This is a genomic window from Mycobacterium sp. Soil_C_30 (assembly GCF_057656995.1).
On the sequence record NZ_JBDGJH010000004.1, the window covers coordinates 17,963 to 44,427 of the forward strand.

The 26,465-nt window shown below is 65.6% G+C and carries 23 protein-coding genes; 13 read left to right on the forward strand and 10 right to left on the reverse strand.

Going from position 1 to position 26,465, the window contains the following annotated elements; translation table 11 throughout:
* Positions 1–16 precede the first annotated feature (16 nt).
* From deoD to AC3A6P_RS08305, 6 genes are all read right to left on the reverse strand, one after another.
* Complete coding sequence (gene deoD / locus AC3A6P_RS08280; RefSeq protein WP_487690657.1) at positions 17–733, reverse strand: purine-nucleoside phosphorylase; 717 nt, start codon at positions 731–733, stop codon at positions 17–19.
* Positions 733–1,506, reverse strand: coding sequence for an ABC transporter ATP-binding protein (locus AC3A6P_RS08285; RefSeq protein WP_487690658.1), 774 nt, complete (start codon positions 1,504–1,506; stop codon positions 733–735). Before AC3A6P_RS08285 ends, deoD begins: the two co-directional genes overlap by 1 nt.
* Positions 1,503–2,576, reverse strand: a complete 1,074-nt coding sequence (locus tag AC3A6P_RS08290; protein WP_487690660.1) for an ABC transporter substrate-binding protein — start codon at positions 2,574–2,576, stop codon at positions 1,503–1,505. The genes AC3A6P_RS08285 and AC3A6P_RS08290 overlap by 4 nt, the downstream gene beginning before the upstream one ends.
* 35 nt (positions 2,577–2,611) lie before the next feature.
* Complete coding sequence (locus tag AC3A6P_RS08295; protein WP_487690662.1) at positions 2,612–3,457, reverse strand: ABC transporter permease; 846 nt, start codon at positions 3,455–3,457, stop codon at positions 2,612–2,614.
* Positions 3,454–4,314: an ABC transporter permease gene (locus tag AC3A6P_RS08300; RefSeq protein WP_487690664.1), complete on the reverse strand. Its 861-nt coding sequence runs from the start codon at positions 4,312–4,314 to the stop codon at positions 3,454–3,456. Before AC3A6P_RS08300 ends, AC3A6P_RS08295 begins: the two co-directional genes overlap by 4 nt.
* 322 nt (positions 4,315–4,636) lie before the next feature.
* Positions 4,637–5,683, reverse strand: a complete 1,047-nt coding sequence (locus AC3A6P_RS08305; protein WP_487690666.1) for an Lrp/AsnC family transcriptional regulator — start codon at positions 5,681–5,683, stop codon at positions 4,637–4,639.
* An 86-nt stretch (positions 5,684–5,769) separates the two neighbouring features.
* On the opposite strand from AC3A6P_RS08305, the gene AC3A6P_RS08310 reads away from it, so the two are divergent.
* Positions 5,770–6,705 carry an isopenicillin N synthase family dioxygenase gene (locus AC3A6P_RS08310; RefSeq protein ID WP_487690668.1) on the forward strand — a complete coding sequence of 312 codons (936 nt, stop codon included), beginning with the start codon at positions 5,770–5,772 and terminating at the stop codon, positions 6,703–6,705.
* 18 nt (positions 6,706–6,723) lie between these two features.
* Positions 6,724–7,833 carry an adenosine deaminase family protein gene (locus tag AC3A6P_RS08315; protein WP_487690669.1) on the forward strand — a complete coding sequence of 370 codons (1,110 nt, stop codon included), beginning with the start codon at positions 6,724–6,726 and terminating at the stop codon, positions 7,831–7,833.
* A gap of 431 nt (positions 7,834–8,264) precedes the next feature.
* Here AC3A6P_RS08315 and AC3A6P_RS08320 read toward each other — a convergent pair whose 3' ends face one another.
* On the reverse strand, positions 8,265–8,669 hold the full coding sequence (locus tag AC3A6P_RS08320) for a hypothetical protein (RefSeq protein ID WP_487690670.1): 405 nt from the start codon (positions 8,667–8,669) through the stop codon (positions 8,265–8,267).
* Positions 8,670–9,108: 439 nt separating this feature from the next.
* Between AC3A6P_RS08320 and rpoB the strand changes: the two genes are divergently transcribed.
* The 3 genes from rpoB to AC3A6P_RS08335 all read left to right on the forward strand — a co-directional run bounded on the left by rpoB (position 9,109) and on the right by AC3A6P_RS08335 (position 17,863).
* Entirely contained in the window at positions 9,109–12,615 is a 3,507-nt protein-coding gene (rpoB, locus tag AC3A6P_RS08325) for a DNA-directed RNA polymerase subunit beta (protein WP_487690672.1), read from the forward strand.
* Positions 12,616–12,654: 39 nt separating this feature from the next.
* On the forward strand, positions 12,655–16,602 hold the full coding sequence (locus tag AC3A6P_RS08330; RefSeq protein WP_487690674.1) for a DNA-directed RNA polymerase subunit beta': 3,948 nt from the start codon (positions 12,655–12,657) through the stop codon (positions 16,600–16,602).
* 346 nt (positions 16,603–16,948) lie between these two features.
* On the forward strand, positions 16,949–17,863 hold the full coding sequence (locus tag AC3A6P_RS08335) for a hypothetical protein (RefSeq protein WP_487690676.1): 915 nt from the start codon (positions 16,949–16,951) through the stop codon (positions 17,861–17,863).
* Positions 17,864–17,974: 111 nt separating this feature from the next.
* Here the strand turns inward: AC3A6P_RS08335 and AC3A6P_RS08340 are convergent, their stop codons facing one another.
* The gene (locus AC3A6P_RS08340; protein ID WP_487690678.1) at positions 17,975–18,310 is read right to left on the reverse strand and encodes a cupin domain-containing protein; all 336 of its coding nucleotides are present in this window, start codon (positions 18,308–18,310) and stop codon (positions 17,975–17,977) included.
* A 65-nt stretch (positions 18,311–18,375) separates the two neighbouring features.
* Here AC3A6P_RS08340 and AC3A6P_RS08345 point away from each other — a divergent pair, with 65 nt between their 5' ends.
* From AC3A6P_RS08345 to AC3A6P_RS08365, 5 genes are all read left to right on the forward strand, one after another.
* Entirely contained in the window at positions 18,376–19,524 is a 1,149-nt protein-coding gene (locus AC3A6P_RS08345) for a hypothetical protein (protein WP_487690680.1), read from the forward strand.
* Positions 19,525–19,570: 46 nt separating this feature from the next.
* On the forward strand, positions 19,571–21,193 hold the full coding sequence (locus AC3A6P_RS08350) for an acyl-CoA dehydrogenase family protein (protein ID WP_487690682.1): 1,623 nt from the start codon (positions 19,571–19,573) through the stop codon (positions 21,191–21,193).
* Positions 21,194–21,281: 88 nt separating this feature from the next.
* Positions 21,282–22,220, forward strand: coding sequence for a crotonase/enoyl-CoA hydratase family protein (locus AC3A6P_RS08355; protein ID WP_487690684.1), 939 nt, complete (start codon positions 21,282–21,284; stop codon positions 22,218–22,220).
* Positions 22,217–22,930, forward strand: coding sequence for a PaaX family transcriptional regulator C-terminal domain-containing protein (locus tag AC3A6P_RS08360; protein ID WP_487690685.1), 714 nt, complete (start codon positions 22,217–22,219; stop codon positions 22,928–22,930). The genes AC3A6P_RS08355 and AC3A6P_RS08360 overlap by 4 nt, the downstream gene beginning before the upstream one ends.
* On the forward strand, positions 22,927–23,691 hold the full coding sequence (locus tag AC3A6P_RS08365; protein ID WP_487690686.1) for a crotonase/enoyl-CoA hydratase family protein: 765 nt from the start codon (positions 22,927–22,929) through the stop codon (positions 23,689–23,691). Before AC3A6P_RS08360 ends, AC3A6P_RS08365 begins: the two co-directional genes overlap by 4 nt.
* Positions 23,692–23,781: 90 nt before the next feature.
* On the opposite strand, the gene AC3A6P_RS08370 is transcribed toward AC3A6P_RS08365, so the two are convergent.
* Positions 23,782–24,183, reverse strand: a complete 402-nt coding sequence (locus AC3A6P_RS08370; RefSeq protein ID WP_487690688.1) for a DUF3060 domain-containing protein — start codon at positions 24,181–24,183, stop codon at positions 23,782–23,784.
* Between the two features lie 20 nt (positions 24,184–24,203).
* Positions 24,204–24,560, reverse strand: coding sequence for a DUF3060 domain-containing protein (locus AC3A6P_RS08375; RefSeq protein WP_487691437.1), 357 nt, complete (start codon positions 24,558–24,560; stop codon positions 24,204–24,206).
* 172 nt (positions 24,561–24,732) lie between these two features.
* Between AC3A6P_RS08375 and AC3A6P_RS08380 the strand changes: the two genes are divergently transcribed.
* Genes AC3A6P_RS08380 through AC3A6P_RS08390 form a run of 3 tightly spaced genes read left to right on the forward strand, consistent with a single transcriptional unit; the run spans position 24,733 to position 26,420 of the window.
* On the forward strand, positions 24,733–25,236 hold the full coding sequence (locus AC3A6P_RS08380) for a DUF3558 domain-containing protein (protein ID WP_487690690.1): 504 nt from the start codon (positions 24,733–24,735) through the stop codon (positions 25,234–25,236).
* Positions 25,237–25,242: 6 nt separating this feature from the next.
* Positions 25,243–25,755 (forward strand): DUF3558 domain-containing protein, encoded by a 513-nt coding sequence (locus AC3A6P_RS08385; protein ID WP_487690692.1) that lies wholly within the window; start codon positions 25,243–25,245, stop codon positions 25,753–25,755.
* Between the two features lie 50 nt (positions 25,756–25,805).
* On the forward strand, positions 25,806–26,420 hold the full coding sequence (locus tag AC3A6P_RS08390; RefSeq protein ID WP_487690694.1) for a TetR/AcrR family transcriptional regulator: 615 nt from the start codon (positions 25,806–25,808) through the stop codon (positions 26,418–26,420).
* Positions 26,421–26,465: the final 45 nt, after the last annotated feature.

Sequence of the window (26,465 nt, forward strand, 5' to 3'; positions counted from 1 at the left end):
CGGCGGTCGACCATGGTCACGCCTCGATAAGGGTGTCCAAAGCCACTTCGATCATCGTGTCGAGAGTGTTCTGACGCTCGCCGGCATCGAGATCGATCTGGTGGTCCACCCCGTCGGTCACCGTCAACAAGGTCAGTGCGCGCGCACCGTGCGCCGCGGCCACCAGGTAGAGGGCCGCCGCTTCCATGTCCACGGCGAGCACTCCGTATTTCTCGAGCAGGGCAGTGACCTGCGGGTCACCGCCGTAGAAGTTGTCGGTGGAGTAGACGCTGCCGACGCGGGCCGGAACGGACAGTTCACGGCACCTGCGCCACGCCGTCTGCGCCAAGGCGAAATCTGCTGCCGGCGCGTAGTGAACGGGGCCGAAGATGTTGGCCGCCATGGCCGAATCGGTGTGGGCAGCGGTGCCGATGATGACTTCTCTGAGCGGCAGACCCGGTTGTATGGCACCGCAGGTGCCCACCCGAATGGCGGTTGTGACGCCGTAGTACCGGAACAATTCGGTGGCGTACAAGGCAATCGAGGGCATACCCATACCGGTGCCCTGCACCGATATCCGTTCCCCCCGATATACCCCGGTGAACCCGGACATGTTGCGCACCCGGTTGTAACAGCTCGCGTCGTCGAGGAAACGCTGCGCGATGTATTCGGCACGACGGGGATCCCCCGGCAGGAGCACGCGCTCCGAGATGGCACCGCGAACGGCTTCGATGTGAGCTGTCGGTGCGGCCATCACACCTCCTGGAACAGCCGGCCGGATACGGCGTCCTCCAGTGCGTGGAACTCGGGGCTGCGCAAGAGCTCTGGTGTCCTGGGGCGCGGCAGGTCTACGGGTATGACTGCATTGACGCGGCCGGGCCGCGCGGACATCACCACGATGGTGTCGGACAGGAACACCGCCTCACTGATGCCGTGGGTGACCAACAGCGTAGTCAGTTCACGCTCGGACCAGATGCGCATGAGTTCGAGGTTGAGCCGCCGGCGGGTGAGGTCGTCCAGAGCCCCGAAGGGCTCGTCGAGTAGCAAGGTTCGCGGCTCGGTGATCAGCGCCCGCGCAATTGCCACACGCTGTCGCATGCCACCGGAGAGCTGAGCGGGTTTGGCGGATTCGAACCCCGTCAATCCGACGAGATCGATGATGTCGGCGACGGCCGCCTTGTCTGTCTGCTTCCCGGTGATCTCCAGCGCCAAGGCGATGTTGGCGGTGACGCTGCGCCACGGCAGCAGCGCGGCGTCCTGGAACGCGATGGACAGGTGATGCCGCGCGCGTGCCTCCTCGGGTGCCTCACCGCCGACGAGGGCGCGTCCCGATGTCGGCGCCTCGAGGCCGCCCAGGATGCGCAGGGCGGTGGACTTGCCGCAGCCGGAGGGCCCCACCAGGGACACCAGTGACCCTGGTTTGACATGCACCGAAACATGGTCGAGCGCTACAATTTCCGACCCCTTAAGCCGGAACGTCTTGGTGACGTCTTCCAGGATCAAGCCGGTGTCTTCCACGGTGCTCACAACCGGTTCTGCCCGTCGTAGATCTCACTGAGCAGGTCTGTCGTCACGATGTCGGCGACCTGCACATCGAGCTTGGCCTGGTCGATCACCTGTTGTGAGGACTTGATGGATTCGTCGGACATCCACAACAGGCCGTGCTGGTCGGTGGTTGGTGTAGAGATGTACGGGATGAGCGCCTTGAGGCTCTCGGTTTGAGTGGCCAGATCCAAACCCAGGTTCTTGCCGTATTCGTTGACGGTGAGCGCCGCCCCTTCGTCGATGGCGTTGTTGTACACGACATCCTGCCAGCCAAGGATCTCGCCGCGCAGGAACGCGCTGACCTGTTCGCGCTGTGCCGGGTCCTCGAGTGACTCGGCGCGCACAACGTAGCCGGCCGACACCGGGTTGTAGCCGAAGTCGGCCAACAGCATCACCACCGGATCGACGCCGTGTGAACGCAGCGTGGTCAGCTCACCGCCTGCGTACCCCTGGAAACCGTCCACCTCCTCGGAGATCAACGGGGTGACGTCGAATTGGACGGGCACCTCCGTGATCGTCGCGCGGTCCACGCCGTTGAGATCCAGGAACAGCGACCAGGCGGGGTCGTTGGACGGGAACACGCCGATCCGCTTGCCTTCCAGGTCCTTCGGTGACCGGATCGGCATGTTCTGGCGGGAGAGAATGTTCAGACCGTTCTTCTGGAACAGCGCACCCACTACCTTGAGTGCGATGCCTTCTTCGGCAACCATCTTGGCGACATTGCTGACCTGGTCGCTGGCGATCATCGCCTGCCCGGCGGCCAGTGATTGCAGTGACTGGGTGGACGGTCCGCCGGCGAGCAGTTCCACCGTCAAGTCCTGGTCACGCCAATACCCTTTCGAGTCGGCGATGTAACTGCCCGCAAACTCGTAATCCTTGGTCCAGGACAGCTGATAGGGGAACGACGAGGTGGGCTGGGTGCCCTGCGACGCCGACGAGCAGGCGCTCAGAGCGGCCGCGGAACCGCCGAGCAGGGCCAGCCCGCCCGCCAGCCTGGCGGTGCCGGTGAGCACTTGTCGACGGGAAAGCTGTTTGTTCGCAACGGACTTCATGGTCGTACTCCTCACGATTGTGCGGTAGTGAAGGACTAGTCGGTGCGCAGGCGCTCGGGTGCGAATCTGCCCAGCGCGACGGTTTCGGCGGCGGTGACGAGGGCGTACCAGACCATGGTGAAGGCGGTCGTCAGCGCGACGGCAGCCCAGAGCTTGCTGTAACCGCCCACGCCGGCTGCCGCCCCGGTCATCAGATAGCCCAAACCGTTACCGGTCGCCAACCACTCGGAGACGATGGCCCCGAACATCGCGCTGGGCACGCTGACCCTGGTTGCGGCGAACAGGCTCGGCACCGCCGAGGGGATCCGCAGTCGCAGCAGGATCTGGGCGGGAGAAGCGTTGAGGCTGGCGAAGTAGTCGAGATGCGCCGATCGCGGGCTGCGCAGCCCCTGGGTAACCATGACGAACATCGGGAAGAACACTGCCAGCGTCGTGATCACGATCGTGACCACGAGTCCACGCCCGAGGATCAGGATGAACAGCGGCAGGACGGCCAGGATCGGCACCGCCTGAGTGAGCAGCAGCAGCGGAATCACGGGGCGTTGCAATGCCGGTACCGCCACCAGGGCCAGCGCCAACGCGATACCCACCGCAGTCCCGGCGGCGAAGCCGGCAACGGCGTGAAAAGCCGTCTGGCCCAGCGCCGTGGTCAGCTCGGCGCGGTGCTCCGCTGCCGCCGGCACGGTGAACAGGTAGGCGAGGACGTCGCCGGCGGACTTGGTGCCGAACGAATCGAGGCTCAATGCCCGGACGGTTATTTCCCACAGCAGGCCGATCAGCACGAACGTTGCTGCGAGCCAACCAAAGGTGCCGGCGATCTTGGCGGCAACCTGTGCTGCCACCGATGCACGGTTGTCGGCGACGGCCCCGGCGGCGGTCATGCCGGGTTCCGCGTGCTGTCGATGTACCACCGATTCACCAGGATGTTGAAGACGCCGACGGCCGCGTATCCGACCAACGTCAGGCACACGCAGACAACACAGGAGGCCCATACCCTGGCCGTGTTGAGGTAACCGAGTGCGTTGACCATGAACACTCCGAGGCCGACGTCGGCCCCCAGCCATTCGCTGGCGATCGCGCCCAGGAGAGCGCCGGGAACCGCCACCCGCATGCCGTCACACAGGTACGGAATTGACCATCGCAGGCGCACTTTCACCAGCGCGGTCCACCTCGAACCGCCCAGCGAACGCACCAGGTCGATGGTGTCGCGGCCGGGGGAGCGAAGGCCGGTGGTGACGCTGACGAGAGTCGGGAAGAACGCGACGAGCGCGGCGACGGTGATCTTCGTGTTCTCGGGTCCGAGCAGGAACGTCAGGATCGGTGCGAGCACGAGCGTGGGTAGGGCGTACAGGGCAACGGTGAACTGCGCGAGAACCCTCTCGGCGGTGCGGGACAGCACGAACACGATCGCCAGAGCGAAAGCCACCAGATTGCCGAGGGCGAAGCCGAGGACGGCGACTCGCACCGTCGCGACGGTGTTGGTGATCAGGAGCTGCCGGTCGTCCCACAGTGCCCGTGCCACGTCCTGCGGCGGTATGAGCGCAGGTGAATCGGGGAGAAGAAGCGTCGTGGTGAACTGCCACATCCCCAGCAACACAAGCACGGTCAGCAGCAAGCTACGTCCTGGCAGTGCGCCGAGGGCCCGGAGCAGGGTGCCCTTGCCCCGCCGCGACGGTGCGTCGCCGCGGCTGGCCCGTCGCTCGGATGCCGCGGCGGCAGGCTCACCGGCGTGGCCCATACGGGGACCTGATGCGGGGACGGCACGCGGCATGCTGAGTGCCCTTTCGCGAAAGAGGCGGTCCGGCGCCGATCGCTGGCGGACCACGGTGAGATTGTTCGACACTGTTGCGACAGCGCTGTTTGGCAACACTTTCGGTAGGTCGATGAAAACGAGTCAAGCAGCGGTGGTGCACTGCGTCAATCTGAGTAACACGATCGTCATGCAGGTCGATCATCTGTCACATTGCCGACGTTCGTGTCTGTCGTGTGATGCGGTGCAGGCAACACTCTGAGCTCGGGAATCGCCCTATGACGTCACGCTTCTGTTGTGTTCAGTGGTCTCACCAGTGGCCGGCGTGCAGGACCACCCGGGCGTAACGGACGATCTCGACGGCAGCTACGCCGGGCACCGCACATACCGCGAGGTAACTGGATCTGAGGTGGGCCTCATCGAAGCAGAGCAACTCCATGCGGAGGATCGCCGGACCCGTGGACTCCATGATGTAGGTGACGTGCGGGAGTCCGGCCAGTCGCTGCGCGGCGAGCGAGCTGTCGCAATCGATGAAGATGTTGAGGCGGATTGGCATAATCTTGTCGGACAAGGGATCTGGCCGGATACGGATCCGGGCGGTGCCGTTGGCCAACAGCTTCATCAGCCGCTGACGGGTGGCGGGGACCGAGAGCCCGACCCGCTCGGTCATCGCCGTCACCGTCATGCGCGCGTCGACCTCGAGGCATTCCAGTAGTCCGCGGTCGATGTCGTCGACGCACGCATAGTCGTCATTTCCGGCCCACGGTGCTTCTTCGCCGGAAGGCTCCGATGGCACCGGTATCGGCGAGCCTGCGTAAAGGAACGTCGGTGACCAGCTCCTCAGCTGGATCGAGCTGCAGATGGATCCGACCCCCGGTACGGGGCGGACCCGTTTGTTGAGCAACGTCACCAAGGTCGCGTTGCTTGCGGTGCTGAGCTGAGCGTAAATCGTCTGATAGTCCAAACCGATGGCCAACCAAGCGATTTCGTCGATGTTACGTAGCTCGTCCACCACCTGCTCTGCCTCGCCGGCGGTCCTGATCTCGAGGTGGCTGACCACCCCGCGGCCCAATCGCGCGGGATCGACAAGGGCCACCGCGCGGATGTAACCCTCTCTGGCCAGCCGCTCATGGCGCTGCCGCACCGTGGCCACCGCAGATCCCAGCGCCTGGGCCATCCGGGCGAAGGAGGCGCGACCGTCCCGCTGGAGCAGCGCGATGATCCGGAAGTCCAATTCGTCAAGCCCCGGCCATGTGGGGGTTACGATTGTGTTGCTCAAGTTGACGCTCGCAATCAATTCGCCAATACTCAAACCGTCGGTGATGGCCGTAATGTTGCCAGACTTTCGCGCCGACACAACTTCTGAACCGAATTTCCGGTCCCCTGAGGGCGTCCAGCAGGCGTCGTCATGTCGTGGCCGGGCCGAAAGGACGCCGGGATCGCATGATTCCTGTAATCGACATCCGTGACGCCATCACAGGGTCGGCAAAGCAGTCCACCGTCGACGCCATCCGGCATGCCGCCGTCGACGTGGGCTTCTTCCAGATCATCGGACATGGTGTGCCCGCCGACCTGATCAACGCTGCCTACCGCAGCGCCGACGAGCTGATGGCCCTACCCGAGGGCACCAAAACACAATGGACACACCCACATCCGTTTCGCGGCTGGGAACGCCGGCCCCGATCCGGTGACCTCGTGATCCAGCAGCGGCTGCAGGTGTGCGACATCGGCTCGGCCGAAGATGCCGCAGCCCGAGGCATCGACGCCAGATACCACGGGTACTTTCAGACCAATGTGTGGCCGGAGGTGCCGGGCCTGCGCGCCTCACTCGAAGCGCTGATCGAGGCGGAGAAACGCCTTGGGCTGACACTGATGTCGCTGTTCGCCCAAGCACTCGACCTGCCCGCCGACCACTTCACCCCGTTCTTCGAACACCAGGTCAGCACCTTTGCGATCAACCACTACGAAGGCGGACATATTCACGGCGACAACACAATTGCGCTGCGCGAGCACAAAGACTCGGGAACGCTGACCATCCTGCACCAGCGCGGTGAGTACGACGGACTGGAAGTGCTCCGCACGGACGGGCACTTCATGACCGTGCCCGTGCGCGACGACGCCTTCGTCATCAACATCGGTGAGCTGATGGAGAGGTGGACCAACGACCGCTTCATCGCCACCCGGCACCGGGTACTGCTGCCCGAACAGAAGGGGACCCGGCGTACCTCGCTCACGCTGTTCCAGGGGCCCTCCATCGACACCATCATCGAACCGCTCAGCACATGCACCGGCGGCGAACCTCCGCGCTATCCGCCCACCACGCCGTTCGAGTGGGAGTCCCAGTACTTCGCGAAGTACGACCTCGCGATCGAAGCCTGACCCAGACAGGAGGAACCGATGCCGTCCACCCGCGACCCCGGAGAAACCGAGGACCGCACCCCGATGGAGCCCGACGACGAACTACGCCTGCTCGCTCGTCGTGTGCCAAAAGCTGAGATGCACATGCACCACATGGGCTCGCTGTCGCCGGCCCAGATGGCGGCGTTGTCGGCACGCCGCGGCCGTCCGCAGACTGAGGCGGAACGTCGAAGCGCCTATGACAATCGCGGAGTCGGGAAGTTCTTCGACGACCTCGACAAAGCGGTCAGCCTGTGGGGCGACGCCGCCACGGTGACGCTCGGCGCGCTGCACATGATCGCGGCCGCCTACGACCGCGGCGTGCGCCACCTGGAACTGCTGTGCACGCCCGACCTGCACCGCCAGCAGATCGGCATGGAACCCGACGTGATGCTGCGGGCTGTCGGTGAAGCGTTCGCCACCGCCGCCGGCGAACTCGGGCTCACCGGCGGAATCATCGTCGAACTGCATCGGTTCGACGGCCCGGATGTCGCGATGCAGCTCGTCGAGCAGACCGTGGGCTTGCGCGAACAAGGTGTGCCGATCCTGGGCTACGGCAACGACGGCGACCATCGCAGCGTGCCTTTCGAAGCGCTGGCGCCGGCCTATCAGCGCGCTCGTGACGAGGGCTTTCTGCTCACCGGCCACGCCGACGTCATCGAAGACGTGACCGCTGCACTCGACATCGGGCTGGACCGGATCGACCACGGGTGGATGGCCGTCGACGACGGCGCGATCCTGTCGCGGCTGGCAGCGGCCGGGACGCCCCTGACCTTCACCCCGGACAGTTACGCGCTGGGTGGATTGCACGCCGGTATCCCATACACGCAGGCGTGGACGATGTTGAACGACGCGGGTGTGCCGATGGCGATCGGAACCGACGACCCGGAGCTCCATCACACCGATCTGGCGCAGTGCTACACCAACCTCGCGGCCAAGCTGAGCTGGTCCAAGCAGGATCTGGCGGCGGCCGCCAGGGCGTCCTTCGACATCGCCTGGCTGCCCGACGAGTCAGCCAGCACTGTCCGAGAATCCTGGTTCGCGGAGATCGATGCGCTGACCGCGGACCCACGCAGCCCGGTACGGGACGAGGTGGCGGCCCTGCGCTGACTGCCAGGTAGCCTCCGCAGATCTCGCAACCTCGGCGTCGAGCTGAGCCCGTTCGCGACAAACCCCGTGATCAGATCCGCACGGCGCTGTTGATCATCCAGGGCGCCAACGAGTCTCGCGTCCTCACACCTGAGTGGTGGCTGTGATGGCGGCGCAGAGAATGAGGTGGTCTCGCATTGCAAGGTGAGACTGCGCCGAGTGCCTCCGCCACGACCATCAGGCCGAACGGGTCCTGGTGATCCCTGGCGGCAGGCAAGAATCAGTCCGCAGCGTCGAGGGTCGGTTGCGATGTCTGAACAGGCCTACATCAGGCGCTCCCCGGTCCAGACGAGTCAGCGGTGTCTCGCAGGGGCAGAGAGTGCTGTCCTCCGGAGAGCTCACAAACCATAGGAAGGCATTGGTGTCCAGCAGCACGGCGGTGCCGCCGGTGTCTACGCCCGGCCTTCGCGCTCCGCCAGTTGCTCGTCCGGTGCAGGGTCGTCGAACGTCTCCAGAACCCGGAGGCCTTCGACTATCCGGCGGGTGAACCAGGTGCGGACGGTGGTGACATCGACGAGCTCGACGAACCGGTTCATCACCGGGGCGAACGCCGGGTCGTGGTCGCGCACCCGCTCCCAGGCCGCCCAGTCGCGCACGTGCATCACCTCCACGACGTCGGCGCGGCCGCCGTCGGGTGCCGAGGTGACGCGGTAGGCCTCAAACGACTCCACGACGTCGCACGCCAGGCACGTCGGCTGGTCGAGGTACACCGAGAAGCGGTCGAAGTCGGCCCAGTCGACACCGGGGCGCAGCGAGAACATGGTGATCGCCACCACGTCACCGTCAGGGGCACTCATGAGGCCAAGGATCGCAGCAGTGATGGCGTGCGGGTGGCGCTTAGCCAACGCGACACCGAACGCCGCGTAGCGCTGGCGTTTCGGGAACAACCGGTGTTCACGGCGGAATTCTCTGACACGCGCGTCACCTCTTGACGGAAACGGCTGAAGGGGTCACTCTGTTTCGCAGCATGTTTGCAACAGCGGATACGAGCGCCAGCCAGCGTTTGAATTACTTTGCATGGGCTAGTTGAGGAATGTGCGGTCGTGCGCTATCGTTGGACGTTGCGCTGGCTGCCTCCTGCCCACTCACCGCCTCCGACCGCAGTAACTAGCCTGAGTTCTGCTCAGTGATCTAGTCGCGTGCCGTGCGTCTGTGATCCGGACAGGCTGTCACCAGCCCAAACCGAAGCAGATAACGCGGCGAGAAACCCGGTCCAGGCCGGCCTCTGCTCGTCGCATGAGGTGCCTGGAAGGACGCATCTTGGCAGTCTCCCGCCAGAACATTAGCTCTAATTCCTCCGTACCCGGTGCTCCAAACCGCGTTTCTTTCGCCAAGCTCCGTGAGCCTCTCGAGGTTCCGGGGCTTCTCGACGTGCAAACGGCATCGTTCGAGTGGCTGGTCGGCTCCGACCAGTGGCGTGAGAAAGCGGTCGAGCGAGGCGAGCTGGATCCCAAGGGTGGCCTCGAAGAGGTCCTCGAGGAGCTCTCGCCCATCGAGGACTTCTCCGGCTCGATGTCGCTGTCCTTCTCGGACCCGCGCTTCGACGAGGTGAAGGCCCCGGTCGACGAGTGCAAAGACAAGGACATGACGTACGCGGCTCCGCTGTTCGTCACGGCCGAGTTCATCAACAACAACACCGGCGAGATCAAGAGCCAGACGGTCTTCATGGGTGACTTCCCGATGATGACCGAAAAGGGCACCTTCATCATCAACGGCACCGAGCGCGTCGTCGTGTCGCAGCTCGTCCGTTCGCCGGGTGTGTACTTCGACCACACCGTCGACAAGGGCACCGAGAAGGACCTGCACTCGGTCAAGGTCATCCCGGGCCGCGGCGCGTGGCTCGAGTTCGACGTCGACAAGCGCGACACCGTTGGTGTGCGTATCGACCGCAAGCGCCGCCAGCCCGTCACGGTGCTGCTGAAGGCGCTCGGCTGGACCAACGAGCAGATCACGGAGCGCTTCAACTTCTCCGAGATCATGATGTCGACGCTGGAGAAGGACAACACCGCCGGCACCGACGAGGCGCTGCTCGACATCTACCGCAAGCTGCGGCCGGGCGAGCCCCCCACCAAGGAATCCGCGCAGACCCTGCTGGAGAACCTGTTCTTCAAGGAGAAGCGCTACGACCTGGCCCGGGTGGGTCGCTACAAGGTGAACAAGAAGCTGGGCCTCAACGCGGGCCAGCCGATCACCAGCTCGACGCTGACCGAAGAGGACATCGTCGCGACCATCGAATACCTGGTGCGCCTGCACGAGGGCCAGACCACGATGACCGCCCCCGGCGGCGTCGAGGTCCCGGTCGAGGTCGACGACATCGATCACTTCGGCAACCGTCGTCTGCGCACCGTGGGTGAGCTGATCCAGAATCAGATCCGCGTCGGCCTCTCGCGTATGGAGCGCGTCGTCCGCGAGCGGATGACCACCCAGGACGTCGAGGCCATCACGCCGCAGACCCTGATCAACATCCGTCCCGTCGTGGCGGCGATCAAGGAGTTCTTCGGCACCTCGCAGCTGTCGCAGTTCATGGACCAGAACAACCCGCTGTCGGGTCTGACCCACAAGCGTCGCCTGTCGGCGCTGGGCCCCGGCGGTCTGTCCCGTGAGCGCGCCGGCCTCGAGGTCCGTGACGTGCACTCGTCGCACTACGGCCGCATGTGTCCGATCGAGACCCCTGAGGGCCCGAACATCGGTCTGATCGGCTCGCTGTCGGTGTACGCGCGGGTCAACCCGTTCGGTTTCATCGAGACGCCGTACCGCAAGGTCATCGATGGCAAGGTCACCGACCAGATCGATTACCTGACCGCCGACGAGGAGGACCGCCACGTCGTGGCGCAGGCCAACTCGCCGACCAACGACGACGGTGGCTTCACCGAGGACCGCATCCTGGTCCGTCGTAAAGGTGGCGAGGTCGAGTTCGTCTCGGCCACCGAGGTGGACTACATGGACGTCTCACCGCGCCAGATGGTGTCGGTGGCCACGGCCATGATCCCGTTCCTCGAGCACGACGACGCCAACCGTGCCCTGATGGGTGCCAACATGCAGCGCCAGGCGGTTCCGCTGGTGCGCAGCGAGGCACCGCTGGTGGGTACCGGTATGGAGCTGCGTGCGGCCATCGATGCCGGTGACGTCGCCGTCGCCGAGAAGGCCGGTGTCATCGAAGAGGTCTCCGCCGACTACGTGACGGTGATGGCCGACGACGGCACTCGCCAGACCTACCGGATGCGCAAGTTCGCCCGCTCCAACCACGGCACGTGCGCCAACCAGCGCCCGATCGTGGACGCCGGGCAGCGTGTCGAGGCCGGCCAGGTCATCGCCGACGGACCGTGCACCGAGAACGGTGAGATGGCCCTGGGCAAGAACCTGCTCGTGGCGATCATGCCGTGGGAGGGCCACAACTACGAGGACGCCATCATCCTCTCGCAGCGCCTGGTGGAGGAGGACGTCCTGACGTCCATCCACATCGAGGAGCACGAGATCGACGCCCGCGACACCAAGCTGGGCGCCGAGGAGATCACCCGGGACATCCCGAACGTCTCCGATGAGGTGCTGGCCGATCTCGACGAGCGCGGCATCATCCGCATCGGCGCCGAGGTCCGCGACGGCGACATCCTGGTCGGCAAGGTCACCCCGAAGGGCGAGACCGAGCTGACCCCGGAAGAGCGCCTGCTGCGTGCCATCTTCGGTGAGAAGGCCCGTGAGGTCCGCGACACCTCGCTGAAGGTGCCGCACGGTGAGTCCGGCAAGGTCATCGGCATCCGCGTGTTCTCTCGCGAGGATGACGACGAGCTGCCCGCCGGTGTCAACGAGCTGGTCCGCGTCTACGTGGCCCAGAAGCGCAAGATCTCCGACGGCGACAAGCTCGCCGGACGCCACGGCAACAAGGGCGTCATCGGCAAGATCCTGCCGATCGAGGACATGCCGTTCCTCCCGGACGGCACCCCGGTGGACATCATCCTGAACACCCACGGTGTGCCGCGTCGTATGAACATCGGCCAGATCCTGGAGACCCACCTCGGGTGGATCGCCAAGACCGGCTGGAACATCGACGTCGCCACAGGTGTCCCGGAATGGGCGAGCAACCTGCCCGAGGATCTCTACAGCGCGCCCGCCGACACGAACACGGCCACGCCGGTGTTCGACGGTGCCCGCGAAGGAGAGCTGTCGGGTCTGCTCGGCTCGACGCTGCCCAACCGTGACGGCGAAGTGATGGTCGACGCCGACGGCAAGGCCACCCTGTTCGACGGCCGCAGTGGCGAACCGTTCCCGTACCCGGTGACGGTCGGCTACATGTACATCCTGAAGCTGCACCACCTGGTGGACGACAAGATCCACGCCCGCTCAACCGGTCCGTACTCGATGATCACCCAGCAGCCGCTCGGTGGTAAGGCGCAGTTCGGTGGTCAGCGGTTCGGCGAGATGGAGTGCTGGGCCATGCAGGCCTACGGCGCCGCCTACACGCTGCAGGAGCTGCTCACCATCAAGTCCGACGACACGGTGGGTCGCGTCAAGGTGTACGAGGCCATCGTCAAGGGCGAGAACATCCCCGAACCCGGTATCCCCGAGTCGTTCAAGGTGCTTCTCAAAGAGCTGCAGTCGTTGTGCCTCAACGTTGAGGTGTTGTCTTCGGACGGCGCCGCGATCGAGATGCGTGACGGTGACGACGAGGATCTGGAGCGCGCTGCTGCCAACCTCGGAATCAACCTGTCGCGCAACGAATCCGCGTCTGTCGAAGATCTCGCCTAACTATCAGTTTCAACACCCGCAAGGGGAAAGGAAGTTTGCGTGCTAGACGTCAACTTCTTCGATGAACTCCGAATCGGTCTCGCGACCGCGGACGACATCCGTAATTGGTCCTACGGCGAGGTCAAGAAGCCGGAGACCATCAACTACCGCACGCTCAAGCCCGAGAAGGACGGCCTGTTCTGCGAGAAGATCTTCGGACCGACTCGCGACTGGGAGTGCTACTGCGGCAAGTACAAGCGCGTCCGGTTCAAGGGCATCATCTGCGAGCGCTGCGGCGTCGAGGTGACCCGTGCCAAGGTGCGTCGTGAGCGGATGGGCCACATCGAGCTGGCCGCGCCCGTCACGCACATCTGGTACTTCAAGGGTGTGCCGAGCCGTCTCGGCTACCTGCTGGACCTGGCGCCGAAGGATCTCGAGAAGATCATCTACTTCGCCGCCTACGTGATCACCAGCGTCGACGAAGAGATGCGTCACAACGAGCTCTCGACCCTCGAGGCCGAGATGGTCGTCGAGAAGAAGTCCGTCGCCGATCAGCGTGACGCCGACCTCGAGGCCCGCGCCCAGAAGCTGGAAGCGGACCTCAAGGAACTCGAGGAAGAGGGCGCCAAGTCCGACGTGCGCCGCAAGGTGCGCGACGGTGGCGAGCGCGAGATGCGTCAGCTCCGCGACCGGGCCCAGCGTGAGCTGGACCGGCTCGACGAGATCTGGACCACCTTCACCAAGCTGGCCGTCAAGCAGCTGATCGTCGACGAGAACCTCTACCGCGAGCTCGTCGACCGCTACGGCGAGTACTTCACCGGCGCCATGGGTGCGGAGTCGATCCAGAAGCTCATCGAGAACTTCGACATCGACGCCGAAGCCGAGTCGCTGCGCGACACCATCAAGAACGGCAAGGGCCAGAAGAAGCTGCGTGCGCTCAAGCGACTGAAGGTCGTCGCGGCGTTCCAGACCAACCGCAACTCGCCGATGGGCATGGTGCTCAACGCTGTTCCGGTGATCCCGCCGGAGCTGCGTCCGATGGTCCAGCTCGACGGTGGCCGCTTCGCCACCTCCGACCTGAACGACCTGTACCGCCGCGTCATCAACCGCAACAACCGGTTGAAGCGACTCATCGATCTGGGCGCGCCCGAGATCATCGTCAACAACGAGAAGCGCATGCTTCAGGAGTCCGTCGACGCGCTGTTCGACAACGGCCGCCGCGGCCGTCCGGTCACCGGACCGGGCAACCGTCCGCTGAAGTCGCTGTCTGATCTGCTCAAGGGCAAGCAGGGCCGGTTCCGTCAGAACCTGCTCGGCAAGCGCGTCGACTACTCCGGCCGTTCGGTCATCGTGGTCGGCCCGCAGCTCAAGCTGCACCAGTGCGGTCTGCCCAAGCTGATGGCACTCGAGCTGTTCAAGCCGTTCGTGATGAAGCGACTGGTGGACCTCAACCACGCGCAGAACATCAAGAGCGCCAAGCGCATGGTCGAGCGTCAGCGTCCGCAGGTGTGGGACGTCCTCGAAGAGGTCATCGGCGAGCACCCGGTGCTGCTGAACCGCGCACCCACGCTGCACCGCCTCGGTATCCAGGCCTTCGAGCCGCAGCTGGTCGAAGGCAAGGCCATCCAGCTGCACCCGCTGGTCTGCGAGGCGTTCAACGCGGACTTCGACGGTGACCAGATGGCCGTGCACCTTCCGCTGTCGGCGGAGGCGCAGGCCGAGGCCCGCATCCTGATGCTGTCGTCCAACAACATCCTGTCCCCGGCGTCGGGCCGGCCGCTGGCCATGCCCCGTCTGGACATGGTGACCGGTCTGTACTTCCTGACCACCGAGGTCCCCGGCGACAAGGGTGAGTTCACCCCCGCCGCAACCGACGCCCCGGAGACCGGTACGTACAGCTCGCCCGCCGAGGCCATCATGGCCATGGACCGCGGTGCGCTGAGTGTCCGCGCCAAGATCAAGGTCCGGATGACGCGTCTGCGTCCGCCGGCCGAGCTCGAGGCCGAGCTGTTCCCGGAGGGCTGGAAGCCGGGCGACGCCTGGACCGCGCACACCACGCTGGGCCGCGTGCTGTTCAACGAGCTGCTGCCGCAGGGCTATCCGTTCGTGGACAAGCAGATGCACAAGAAGGTGCAGGCCGCGATCATCAACGATCTGGCCGAGCGCTACCCGATGATCGTCGTCGCGCAGACCGTCGACAAGCTCAAGGACGCCGGCTTCTACTGGGCCACGCGTTCGGGCGTCACGGTCTCGATGGCCGACGTGCTGGTGCCGCCGCAGAAGGCTGCCATTCTCGACCGCTACGAAGGCGAAGCCGACGGCATCGAGAAGAAGTACCAGCGTGGTGCTCTGACGGCCGACGAGCGGCGTGAATCGCTGGTCAAGATCTGGCAGGAAGCCACCGATGAGGTCGGTAAGGCGCTGGAGGAGTACTACCCGGCGGACAACCCGATCACCTTGCTGCCCAAGTCGGGTGCCACCGGCAACATGACGCAGGTGCGCAACCTGGCCGGCATGAAGGGTCTGGTGACCAACCCGAAGGGTGAGTACATCCCGCGTCCCATCAAGTCCTCGTTCCGCGAGGGCCTGACGGTGTTGGAGTACTTCATCAACACCCACGGTGCCCGTAAGGGTCTGGCCGACACCGCCCTGCGTACCGCCGACTCGGGTTACCTGACCCGTCGTCTGGTGGACGTGTCGCAGGACGTCATCGTCCGCGAGACCGACTGCGGCACCGAGCGCGGCATCGTGGTGTCCATCGCCGAGAAGACCGACGACGGCGCCCTGATCCGGGATCCGCACGTGGAAACCTCCGCGTTCGCCCGGACGCTGGCCGCCGATGCGGTCGACGCCAACGGCAACGTGGTGGTCGAGCGTGGACATGACCTGGGCGACCCGGCCATCGACGCGCTGCTGGCTGCCGGCATCACCGACGTCAAGGTGCGTTCGGTGCTGACCTGCACCACCGGCACCGGCGTGTGCGCCACCTGCTACGGCCGCTCCATGGCCACCGGCAAGCTCGTCGACATCGGTGAGGCCGTCGGTATCGTGGCCGCGCAGTCGATCGGTGAGCCCGGTACGCAGCTGACCATGCGTACGTTCCACCAGGGTGGCGTCGGTGGCGACATCACCGGTGGTCTGCCCCGCGTGCAGGAGCTGTTCGAGGCCCGCATTCCGCGGAACCGGGCCCCGATCGCCGATGTCACCGGGCGGGTGCGCTTGGAGGAGACCGACAAGTTCTACAAGATCACCATCGTTCCCGACGATGGTGGCGAGGAAGTCGTCTACGACAAGCTGCCGCGTCGTCAGCGCCTGCGGGTGTTCAAGCACGAGGACGGATCCGAGCGTCCGTTGGCTGAGGGTGACCACATCGAGGTCGGCCAGCAGCTGATGGAAGGCTCGGCCGACCCGCACGAGGTTCTTCGTGTCCAGGGTCCGCGTCAGGTCCAGGTGCACCTCGTCAACGAGGTGCAAGAGGTCTACCGCGCCCAGGGTGTGTCGATCCACGACAAGCACATCGAGGTGATCGTCCGGCAGATGCTGCGCCGCGTGACCATCATCGATTCCGGCGCAACGGAATTCCTGCCCGGATCGCTGACCGAGCGCAGCGAGTTCGAGTCGGAGAACCGTCGGGTTGTCGCGGAGGGCAACGAGCCCGCCGCCGGCCGTCCGGTGCTGATGGGTATCACCAAGGCGTCGTTGGCCACCGATTCGTGGCTGTCGGCGGCGTCGTTCCAGGAGACCACTCGCGTGCTCACCGATGCGGCGATCAACTGCCGCAGCGACAAGCTGCAGGGTCTGAAGGAGAACGTGATCATCGGCAAGCTGATCCCGGCCGGTACCGGTATCAACCGCTACCGCAACATCCAGGTGCAGCCCACCGAAGAAGCTCGCGCTGCGGCGTACACGATCCCGTCCTACGAGGATCAGTACTACAGCCCGGACTTCGGCCAGGCGACCGGTGCTGCGGTGCCGCTGGACGATTACGGCTACAGCGACTACCGGTAGTTCGACGACCGATGCGGGGTGAGGTACGAGCCCGCTGAGGAGCCGGCAGTAGTTCGCTTTGACGGGAAGGGCCCTCGCTTTCGAGCGGGGGCCCTTTTCGTATGTCTTGGCTTCGTATGTCTTGGCGCTGTTTTTGGCGACATATATGTGCTGGGCGCCGCGACACGCCGTGATGCGGTAGTGGGGGACATATATGTGGGCGCGGTGGGGCCTGGCCGCCGGCACATATATGTGCTGAGAGCCGCGACACGCCGTGACACGGTAGTGGTGGACATATATGTGGGCGCGGCGGGGGCCCTGTGGATAGTGGACATCGTGGCGCCGCGGAAACCGCCAGAGTTCAGGGATGGAGCCGTTCTTGGCAGCGGAGGCGGTGGCCGCTGGAGAGCTGACGTTCCGCGAGCTCGAGCGGAACTTCGTGGAGGTCTTCCCCGGTGTATTCGTGGATGTCTGCGCGGACCTGTCCATGGTCGGGTACAGCAAGGCTGGGTGGCTGTGGTCGCGGCGCAAGGCAATTCTGGCCGGCCTGTCGGCTGCAGCGGCGTTGGGCTCCAAGTGGATTGACGCAAACACACCTGTCGAGTTGATCCACTCCAACCGCCGGCAGCCCGTGGGAGTAGTCATCCATGCAGACAGCCTGCTGCCCGGTGAGACGACGATCGCGAAAGGTCTGCCCGTCACCACTGCCGCTCGTACGGCTTATGACCTCGGCCGTCGACTCGACCTCGAGAACGGGGTCCTGCGCATCGACGCACTGATGAACGCCACCGATGTCAAGGTTCTCGACGTCGAGGCAATCGCGCGTCGGCACCCGCGGGCACGAGGACTCGTTCAGCTCCGGGATACGTTGGCGCTGGTCGACGGAGGAGCGGAGTCGCCGTACGAATCGCGGACACGGCTGTTGTTGGTGCAGAACAACTTTCCGGTACCCGAAACGCAGCTCACGGTGCTCGATGGCAGCGGGTTCGTCGTCGCGCGCATCGACATGGGGTGGCGCGAATACAAGGTCGGCGTCGACTTCGAAGGAGCGCAGCACTGGACCGAGCCGAAGCAGTTCAGCAAGGACGTCGAGCGGTACGCGGTACTGCCGGAGTTGGGTTGGACCGACATCCGATTGACCAGTGGAATACTGCACAACCGTCCGCAGGTGTTTCTGGGCAGGGTCAGCGATGCGCTGACTTCTCGCGGTTGCCCGCGGACGTGGCCGAGAGACGGCGAGTGGGTTCTGCCAGACACGCTCATCGGCGACGCGCGGGGGTGAGGTGATCGTGTTGCCCCCTTTTCCGGCACATATATGTCCACGGCTACGCCGCAACGGCGTGTCGCGTCCCTCCGCACATATATGTCCCCGAAAAGGGGCCAACCGGTGAAGTCAGGCGACGTACACCTTCCGCAGGGTCTCGGTGACGGTCCACGTCGTCTCCGATCCGGCCGCCAGACGCACCACGTCGCCGGGACCGAGCTGCAGAGAGGGGCTGCCGTCGGCGAATTCGACTGTCGCTGAACCGGAGAGCACCACGAAAAGCTCGTCGGCTTCGACGTCGGTCATCACGCCGACGCTCATCTCCCAGACACCGACCTCGAAGCCGCTGAATTCGCCCACCGCGGTGGTGCCGGTGGTGGGCGAGCCGCCGACGGATTGGTCGGCCGGTACGGACTCGTGGGTCAGATCGACGGTGGCGGCATGGACGACGGTGTTGGGTTCCATGCAATCAGTATCAGGTAGTGATTTACTCATGCCTTAAGCGAGGACGCGAACCTACGCTCCTGCGCATGACCACCATCACGGACCGTCCACCGACCGCACTGGTTCGGCCCGTCGGCGGCCCGGTGTGGGTGGCGTGGCGGGAGGGCACCCTGACGCGGGCTTACGAACTCGAGACCCTGTGCGATTGGTTGGTGTCCACGGACTCCGGTGGTGACCAGGGGGCGCTCGCCAAGGCGGTCCGGTGCCATCTGAACGCGGCGCGGCAAGCGGCGCGGGCCGACAAGACCAATCCTCGCCGACGATTTGTGATGCTGCGTAACGGCTCGCTCATCGAAAGGGCGACGAGCAATCTCGATGCCGCAGAGGCGCAACTGCTGAACCTCGCGCCGCCCAGATATGTTCTCGGGCAGATGCCGTCGTTGCTGCGGCACGTGCAGCGGCACTTGCGACCGACCGACCCCGGACGTCAGGAATTCGAGCGGATCGCCCGCAGCGTGGGCATCGCGAATCCGGATTCTGCCGGCCTGGTGAACGGCGAGCAGAAGCGGGCCGTGGACACCGTCGATCAGGAACGCGGCAAGATCGTCACCACCGTGCGGGCCGCCAGTTCGGAAGCGCTGCGAGAACACGTGCGGCTACGCAGTTTCCGCAACATCGTCGTCATCACGACCGTCCTGCTGGGGCTGCTCGTGGCGGGCGTGGGCCTGACCGGGTTCTTCCGCCCGGCGTTGGTCCCGTTGTGCTTCGCGCCCGAGGGCTCGGGCCGGATGACGGTGGTGTGCCCGATCAATCAGGAGGAGTTCACACCGGCGCAGGGGATCGGCCAACCGCTGGCGCAGGACATCGACGACGTGGTGGCCCGGACCGTCACGGGGTGGGATCTCATCGTGGTGGAACTCGTCGGTTTGACCGCCGCGGCCATTGCGGCGGCGACGGCGATCAGGCGCATCAAGGGTTCCTCGGAGCGGCACGGGATACCTGTCGCGCTCGCGGCGCTCAAGCTACCGACCGGCGCTCTGACGGCGTTCCTGGGCTTGATGCTCATGCGCGGCCAGTTCGTGCCCGGTCTCAGCGCACTGGACACCTCGGCGCAGATCTTGGCGTGGGCCTTGGTGTTCGGCTACGCCCAGGAGTTGTTCACCCGCCTCGTTGATCAACAGGGGCAGAGCGTGCTCAACAGCGTGCGGTCTGCCGATCAGCCACCCGCGAAGTAGTATTACGACTATTGTGCGACTGTCGTGAAACTGTAATATGGCGATCATGTCCGACACGCATGTCGTCACCAACCAGGTGCCACCCCTGGAGAACCACAACCCCGCGACCTCCCCGGTGCTGATCGAGGCGCTGATCCGCGAGGGCGGCGAGTGGGGCCTCGATGAAGTGACCGAGCTCGGCGCGCTGTCGGGTACCCGGCAGGCGCAACGGTGGGGCGAGTTGGCCGACCGCAACGTGCCGATCTTGCACACCCATGACCGCTACGGCCACCGCGTCGACGAGGTCGAGTACGACCCCGCCTATCACGAGCTGATGACCGTCGCCGTGGGCCACGGTCTGCACGCCGCGCCCTGGGCTGACGACCGGGCGGGTTCGCATGTGGTCCGGGCCGCGAAGAACTCGGTGTGGACACCCGAGCCGGGACATATATGTCCCATTTCGATGACGTACGCGGTGGTGCCCGCGCTGCGTGCCAATCCTGACCTGGCGGCGATCTACGAACCGCTGCTGACCAGCCGCGTCTACGACCCCGAACTGAAAGTGCCGTCCGCCAAAGCCGGTATAACCGCGGGGATGTCGATGACCGAGAAGCAGGGCGGCTCCGACGTCCGCGCAGGCACCACCCAGGCCACCCCCAATGGGGACGGAACCTACCGGCTGACCGGGCACAAGTGGTTCACCTCGGCACCGATGAGCGATATCTTCCTGGTGCTCGCGCAGGCGCCCGGCGGGCTCAGCTGTTTCTTCCTGCCCCGAGTACTGCCGGACGGCACTCGCAACCGGATGTTCCTGCAGCGGCTCAAAGACAAGCTGGGCAACCACGCCAACGCCTCCAGCGAGGTTGAATACGACAGCGCCACAGCGTGGTTGGTGGGCGAGGAAGGTCGCGGCGTCCCGACCATCATCGAGATGGTGAACCTGACCCGCCTGGACTGCACGCTGGGCAGCGCCACCAGCATGCGTACCGGGCTGACCCGCGCCATCCACCATGCCCAGCACCGAAAGGCGTTCGGGGAGTATCTGATCGACCAGCCGCTGATGCGTAACGTGCTGGCCGACCTGGCGGTGGAGTCCGAGGCCGCCACCATGGTGGCCATGCGGATGGCCGGCGCCACCGACAAGGCGGTGCGCGGCGATCAGCGCGAGGCGATGCTGCGGCGCATCGGGTTGGCGGCCAGTAAGTACTGGGTGTGCAAGCGCGCCACCGGTCATGCGGCCGAGGCGATGGAATGCCTGGGCGGCAACGGCTACGCCGAGGAATCCGGCATGCCGCGGCTCTACCGTGAGGCGCCGCTGATGGGCATCTGGGAAGGATCGGGCAACGTCAGCGCACTGGACACGTTGCGCGCCAAGGCAACTCGGCCGGAGTGCGTCGAGGTGCTGTTCGACGAACTTTCGCAGACCGCCGAGCCCCGGTTGGATGCCCACGTCGCCGGATTGAAGGCGCAGCTGAGCGATCTGGACAACATCCAGTACCGCGCCCGCCAGATCGCCGAGGACATCGGCCTGGCGCTGCAGGGCTCGCTGCTGGTGCGACACGGTCATCCGGCGGTGGCCGAGGCGTTCCTGGCCACCCGGATGGAAGGACGGTGGGGCGGCGCGTACGGCACCCTGCCGACGGGCCTGGACCTGGCGCCGATCATCGAGCGGGCGCTGGTCAAGGGATGAGTTCCATCGACGAGCGCGCGCAAATGACCGGAATCGCCCGGTGTGTTGTGTACAGACACGCGCGCTCGGCAGAGGTGGGGGTGGCGCGGTGACGCACGCCATCAGGCCCGTCGACTTCGACGACCTCAAGACCATGACCTACGAGGTCACCGACCGGGTTGCCCGCATCACGTTCAACCGGCCGGAAAAGGGCAACGCGATTGTCGCCGACACCCCACTGGAACTTTCGGCGCTGGTCGAGCGCGCCGACCTCGACCCGAACGTCCACGTCATCCTGATCTCGGGTAGGGGAGAAGGGTTCTGCGCCGGGTTCGACCTGTCCGCCTATGCCGAAGGTTCGTCGTCGGCCGGTGGCGGCAGCCCCTACCGCGACACGGTGTTGTCCGGGAAAACCCAAGCCATCAACCATCTTCCGGATCAGCCCTGGGATCCGATGATCGATTACCAGATGATGAGCCGCTTCGTGCGCGGCTTCTCCAGCCTGATGCGCGCCGACAAGCCCACGGTGGTCAAGATCCACGGCTACTGCGTGGCCGGCGGCACCGACATCGCGCTGCATGCCGACCAGATCATCACCGCCGCCGACGCGAAGATCGGGTACCCGCCGATGCGGGTGTGGGGAGTGCCCGCGGCCGGGCTGTGGGCCCACCGTCTCGGTGACCAGCGGGCCAAGCGGTTGCTGTTCACCGGCGATTGCATCAGCGGAAAGCAGGCCGCCGAGTGGGGCCTGGCCGTCGAGGCGCCCGAACCCGAGGATCTCGACGAGCGCACCGAACGGCTGGTGCAGCGTATCGCCTCGATGCCGGTGAACCAGCTCATCATGGCGAAGCTGGCGCTGAATTCGGCTCTGCTGCAACAGGGTGTCGCCACCAGTCAGATGGTGAGCACGATCTTCGACGGCGTGGCCCGGCATACCCCGGAAGGGCATGCGTTCGTGGCCGAAGCCCGCGAACACGGTTTCCGCGAGGCGGTGCGCCGCCGCGACGAACCGCGCGGTGACCACGGACGTCGAACCTCGGACGTATGAAACCGCTGACCGCCAGATCGGTGGTGTTGTCGGTATTGCTGGGCGCGCACCCCGCCTGGGCCACCGCCGCCGAACTGATCCGGCTGACGGCCGACTTCGGCATCAACGACAATGCCCTGCGGGTTGCACTCACCCGGATGGTCTCCGCCGGGGACCTGGTCCGCTCTGCCGACGGGTACCGCCTCTCCGACCGCCTGCTGGTGCGACAACGCCGTCAGGACGACGCGTTGACGCCGCGGGTGCAGGAGTGGAACGGCGGTTGGGTGACACTGGTGATCACCACGGTGGGGATCGACGCCCGAACCCGGTCATTGCTGCGGAAGCTACTGCAGGAGAACAGGTTCGGTGAGCTTCGTGAAGGTGTGTGGTTGCGGCCGGACAACCTGGGCCTCGAACTGCCCGCCGATGTCACCGACCGGGTGCGGATCTTGCGCTGTCGTGACGACGCGCCGGTGGAGCTGGCCGGGCAGTTGTGGGACCTGCCGACGTGGAGTGCGACGGGTCATCGCCTGCTCGACGAGATGGCCACCGCCGACGGGGTGCCGGGCCGGTTCGTTGCCGCTGCGGGCATGGTGCGGCACCTGTTGACCGACCCGCTGCTGCCGGGGGAGTTGCTGCCGCCGGGGTGGCCAGGCGACGACGTACGGTCGGCGTATTCCGACTTCGCGGCCGAACTGATCGGCCGCCGAGATCGCGTGGAGGCGACATGAGTGGCGGAGTACGAGTCGAACGCAGTGGGCCGGTGACCACGGTGATCATGAACCGGCCCCAGGCCCGCAACGCGGTCAACGGACCTGCGGCCGCGGAGCTATACGAGGCGTTCGACGAGTTCGACCGTGATGACACCGCCTCGGTGGCGGTGCTGTGGGGCGACAACGGAACCTTCTGCGCCGGAGCCGATCTCAAAGCGTTCGGAACCCCGGACGCCAACAAGGTGCATCGCAGCGGCCCCGGCCCGATGGGCCCGACCCGGATGAGGCTGGCCAAACCGGTGATCGCGGCGGTCAGCGGTTACGCCGTCGCCGGTGGGCTGGAGCTGGCGTTGTGGTGCGATCTGCGGGTCGCCGAGGAGGACGCGGTGTTCGGGGTGTTCTGCCGGCGGTGGGGGGTTCCGTTGATCGACGGCGGCACCGTGCGGTTACCGCGGCTGATCGGCCACAGCCGGGCCATGGACTTGATCCTCACCGGCCGGGCCGTCGACGCCGCCGAGGCGTTGCAGATCGGGCTGGTCAACCGCGTGGTACCGAACGGGCAGGCGCGGGAGAAGGCCGAGGAACTGGCGGCTGAGCTCGCGGCGTTACCGCAACAGTGTCTCCGCGCCGACCGGCTCTCGGCCCTGCATCAATGGGGTGTCTCCGAGGAAGAGGCCATGGACGTCGAGTTCGGCAGCATGGCGCGCGTCAAACACGAATCACTCTCGGGCGCACGACGTTTCGCCGACGGTGCGGGGCGGCACGGCCAGAAGGCCTGACTAGGGCTGAGCGCACGAGTTGGTACGAGACACGCCGGACCACAGCGTACAAACACGCGCGGTCGCGCTGGTGGGGGGCAGCGGGAAGGGTCAGCCCTTCTCGATCTTGTTGCCGGAGCCGAGGTTGTCCACCTTGGGGTCACCGGCGACGTAGGTGACGGTGTTGTTGATACCGACGACGGAGAGCTCCTTGTCGATGGTGTCGAACGTGATCCGGTTGTCGGCACCGCCGACGTTCACCGACGCGCAGACACCCGTGACGGTCAAGGTGTTGTTGGAGCCACCCACATTGAGGGATTTGCCGTCGGCGCAGTCGATCTCGGCGGTGGTGCCGAACGACCCGTAGTTGATGGTGTTGCCCACCTCCACCTGCGCGCCGGATGTCCCGGCGGTCACGGTGGGGCTGGTGGTGTCCGAGCTCTCCGAACCGCATCCCACCACACCGGCAGCAGCGGCGGCGGCGAACAGGACGAGCCAACGACGGCTGAGCATGAGTTCTCGATCCTCCGGAATCAGGCGGGAACGCGGGCGATGCGGTTGGTCATCCCCAGTTCGCGGCCACGGTCGATGATGGCCGGCGCGCCGTTCTTGAAGTAGGCCGTCTGTTCGAATCCGTACACGGTGATGTCGTTGACGACGTTGTCGGCCACCACGGTGTTGTAGGACCCCTGCATGGTGATGGCCCAGCAGTTGCCCAGCGCGGTGATCATGTTGTTGGAGCCGTTGATCAACAGCAGCGAGTCGTTGCAGTCCACGGTCTGGGTGACGCCGACACCGGTGATGTGGGTGTCGCCGTTCTTGGCTCCCGCCGCCGGCGCACCGGCAAGCAGGCCGGCCGACAGCACGGCACAGCCGAGCAGGGCGCTGATCCCAGACGTCCGATTCACTGTGACCCTCTCACTCGGAGCGCTCATCTGTGAGTCCTGAGCCTACGTGTATCGCAGGCGGTGCTGAGGGTATTCGAATCACCATGTCGAGTTGGCTCGCCGCGAGCCAGGCGGATCAGTACGGTGATGGGCGGTGAAAAGGCACGTTTTGTTGATGGCAGTCGCCGCTGGGCTAGCGGTGACCGGGTGTTCGCATACCGTCGAGGGCACCGCGCAGTTGGCCGAGACGCAGCCGGAGGAGTCCGGCCGCAACTTCGGGTACATCGACAACAGCTGCGGCAGGCTGGCCGACACGACCGTGCAGGAGACCGTCGAAGCCGATGAGGTGGTCCGCCCGTACAGCGGCGCGGTGTGTCAGTACGTCCTGAGCCGCGGTGACACGACCATCGACGCCACCTTCTCCTGGTTCGACACCGGCACCATCGAGCGCGAACGGTCCGTGGCCGAAGAACGCGGCGCGGAGATCACCGACAAGGTGGTCCAGCGGTATCCGGCCTTCTTCGCCCGCACGTCGACCATCGGTGTCGCGTGCTCGGCGACCACCTCAGCCAACCCCGGCGTTCTCAGCTGGTGGGTGCAGTACCGCAACGAGCAGGATGGTGATCCGTGCGCGGACGCCGAGAAGCTGCTGGCCGCCACCCTGTCGTCGGAGATGTAGTCAGAGATGTTCAAGGCTCGTTCGGTACTCGTGTTGTTGGCCGCTGCCCTCACGGCGTGTGGCTCCCCGTCGGAACCCGCCCCGACGTCGGCGGAACCGCCACCGGGGGGTTTCCGCAGCGGCGAGTGCAATAGCGTCACCGACGACGAAGTGGAGGAGGCCGCCGGGACGGCGATCTTCCAGAAGGTGCTCGACAGCGAGACCGGCTGCTTCTGGCAGGAACAGACCATGCTGGGGTCTGTCGGCGCAGGCATGGGCATCTCCACCTGGTGGTACCGCGGCAGCGACCTGGACGTCGAGCGCCAGCTCGAGCAGGAGGCAGGCCGCACCATCACCGAACTCGAGATGTCGGGCAACCAGGGCTTCAAAGCCGAGGACGTCAACGCGTGCAGCATCTACATCGACAAGGGTGACGACGTGATCGCCTGGTCGATCCAGACGCTCAACCCGGCCAGCCTGCCCGATCTGTGCGGAATCACCGAAGAGCTGGCGCAGTTGTCGCAGGACCGCGTCAACTAGAGTTCTTCGGCGAGCCGAATTCGGTTCTAGAACATTCGAGGGGCATTCTCATGGCATCACGGCCTGACCCGTCATCGACGGGTGTGCGGCCGCGCGCAGGTGCCCGGCCCGCCAAACTCAGCCGGGAGATCATCGTCAACGCGGCGTTGAATTTCCTGGACCGCGAGGGTTGGGACGCGCTGACCATCAACGCGCTGGCCAACCACCTCGGCACCAAGGGCCCGTCGCTCTACAACCACGTCGACAGCCTCGAAGACCTGCGGCGCACGGTCCGGATGCGGGTGATCGGCGACATCATCGGCATGCTCAACACCGTCGGCGAGGGGCGGGTGCGTGAGGACGCGGTGCTGGTGATGGCCGGCGCCTACCGCAGTTACGCCCACCACCACCCGGGGCGGTACTCGGCGTTCACCCGGATGCCGTTCGGGGGGGACGACCCGGAGTACTCGGCGGCCACCAAAGAAGCCGCCGGGCCGGTGATCAACGTGCTGATGTCCTACGGCCTGGAAGGGGAGGACGCCTACTACGCCGCCCTGGAGTTCTGGTCGGCGCTGCACGGGTTCGTGCTCCTGGAGATGACGGGCGTGATGGACGACATCGACCAGGACGCGGTGTTCTCCGACATGGTGCTGCGGCTGACCACCGGCCTGGAACGTCGCGAGTAGGGAAAAACGCCCGGTAGGCTGAGCCGGTAAGGCCCTGCGCGCCTG

Coding starts and splice junctions, on each gene's coding strand:
- AC3A6P_RS08370 (WP_487690688.1), bottom strand. CDS start 24,183: ATGCTCAGCCGTCGTTGGCTCGTCCTGTTCGCCGCCGCCGCTGCTGCC.
- rpoB (WP_487690672.1), top strand. CDS start 9,109: ATGAGGTGCCTGGAAGGACGCATCTTGGCAGTCTCCCGCCAGAACATT.
- AC3A6P_RS08340 (WP_487690678.1), bottom strand. CDS start 18,310: ATGGAACCCAACACCGTCGTCCATGCCGCCACCGTCGATCTGACCCAC.
- AC3A6P_RS08310 (WP_487690668.1), top strand. CDS start 5,770: ATGATTCCTGTAATCGACATCCGTGACGCCATCACAGGGTCGGCAAAG.
- deoD (WP_487690657.1), bottom strand. CDS start 733: ATGGCCGCACCGACAGCTCACATCGAAGCCGTTCGCGGTGCCATCTCG.
- AC3A6P_RS08300 (WP_487690664.1), bottom strand. CDS start 4,314: ATGGGCCACGCCGGTGAGCCTGCCGCCGCGGCATCCGAGCGACGGGCC.
- AC3A6P_RS08350 (WP_487690682.1), top strand. CDS start 19,571: ATGTCCGACACGCATGTCGTCACCAACCAGGTGCCACCCCTGGAGAAC.
- AC3A6P_RS08365 (WP_487690686.1), top strand. CDS start 22,927: ATGAGTGGCGGAGTACGAGTCGAACGCAGTGGGCCGGTGACCACGGTG.
- AC3A6P_RS08345 (WP_487690680.1), top strand. CDS start 18,376: ATGACCACCATCACGGACCGTCCACCGACCGCACTGGTTCGGCCCGTC.
- AC3A6P_RS08315 (WP_487690669.1), top strand. CDS start 6,724: ATGCCGTCCACCCGCGACCCCGGAGAAACCGAGGACCGCACCCCGATG.
- AC3A6P_RS08320 (WP_487690670.1), bottom strand. CDS start 8,669: ATGAGTGCCCCTGACGGTGACGTGGTGGCGATCACCATGTTCTCGCTG.
- AC3A6P_RS08295 (WP_487690662.1), bottom strand. CDS start 3,457: ATGACCGCCGCCGGGGCCGTCGCCGACAACCGTGCATCGGTGGCAGCA.
- AC3A6P_RS08380 (WP_487690690.1), top strand. CDS start 24,733: ATGGCAGTCGCCGCTGGGCTAGCGGTGACCGGGTGTTCGCATACCGTC.
- AC3A6P_RS08335 (WP_487690676.1), top strand. CDS start 16,949: ATGGAGCCGTTCTTGGCAGCGGAGGCGGTGGCCGCTGGAGAGCTGACG.
- AC3A6P_RS08385 (WP_487690692.1), top strand. CDS start 25,243: ATGTTCAAGGCTCGTTCGGTACTCGTGTTGTTGGCCGCTGCCCTCACG.
- AC3A6P_RS08360 (WP_487690685.1), top strand. CDS start 22,217: ATGAAACCGCTGACCGCCAGATCGGTGGTGTTGTCGGTATTGCTGGGC.
- AC3A6P_RS08390 (WP_487690694.1), top strand. CDS start 25,806: ATGGCATCACGGCCTGACCCGTCATCGACGGGTGTGCGGCCGCGCGCA.
- AC3A6P_RS08290 (WP_487690660.1), bottom strand. CDS start 2,576: ATGAAGTCCGTTGCGAACAAACAGCTTTCCCGTCGACAAGTGCTCACC.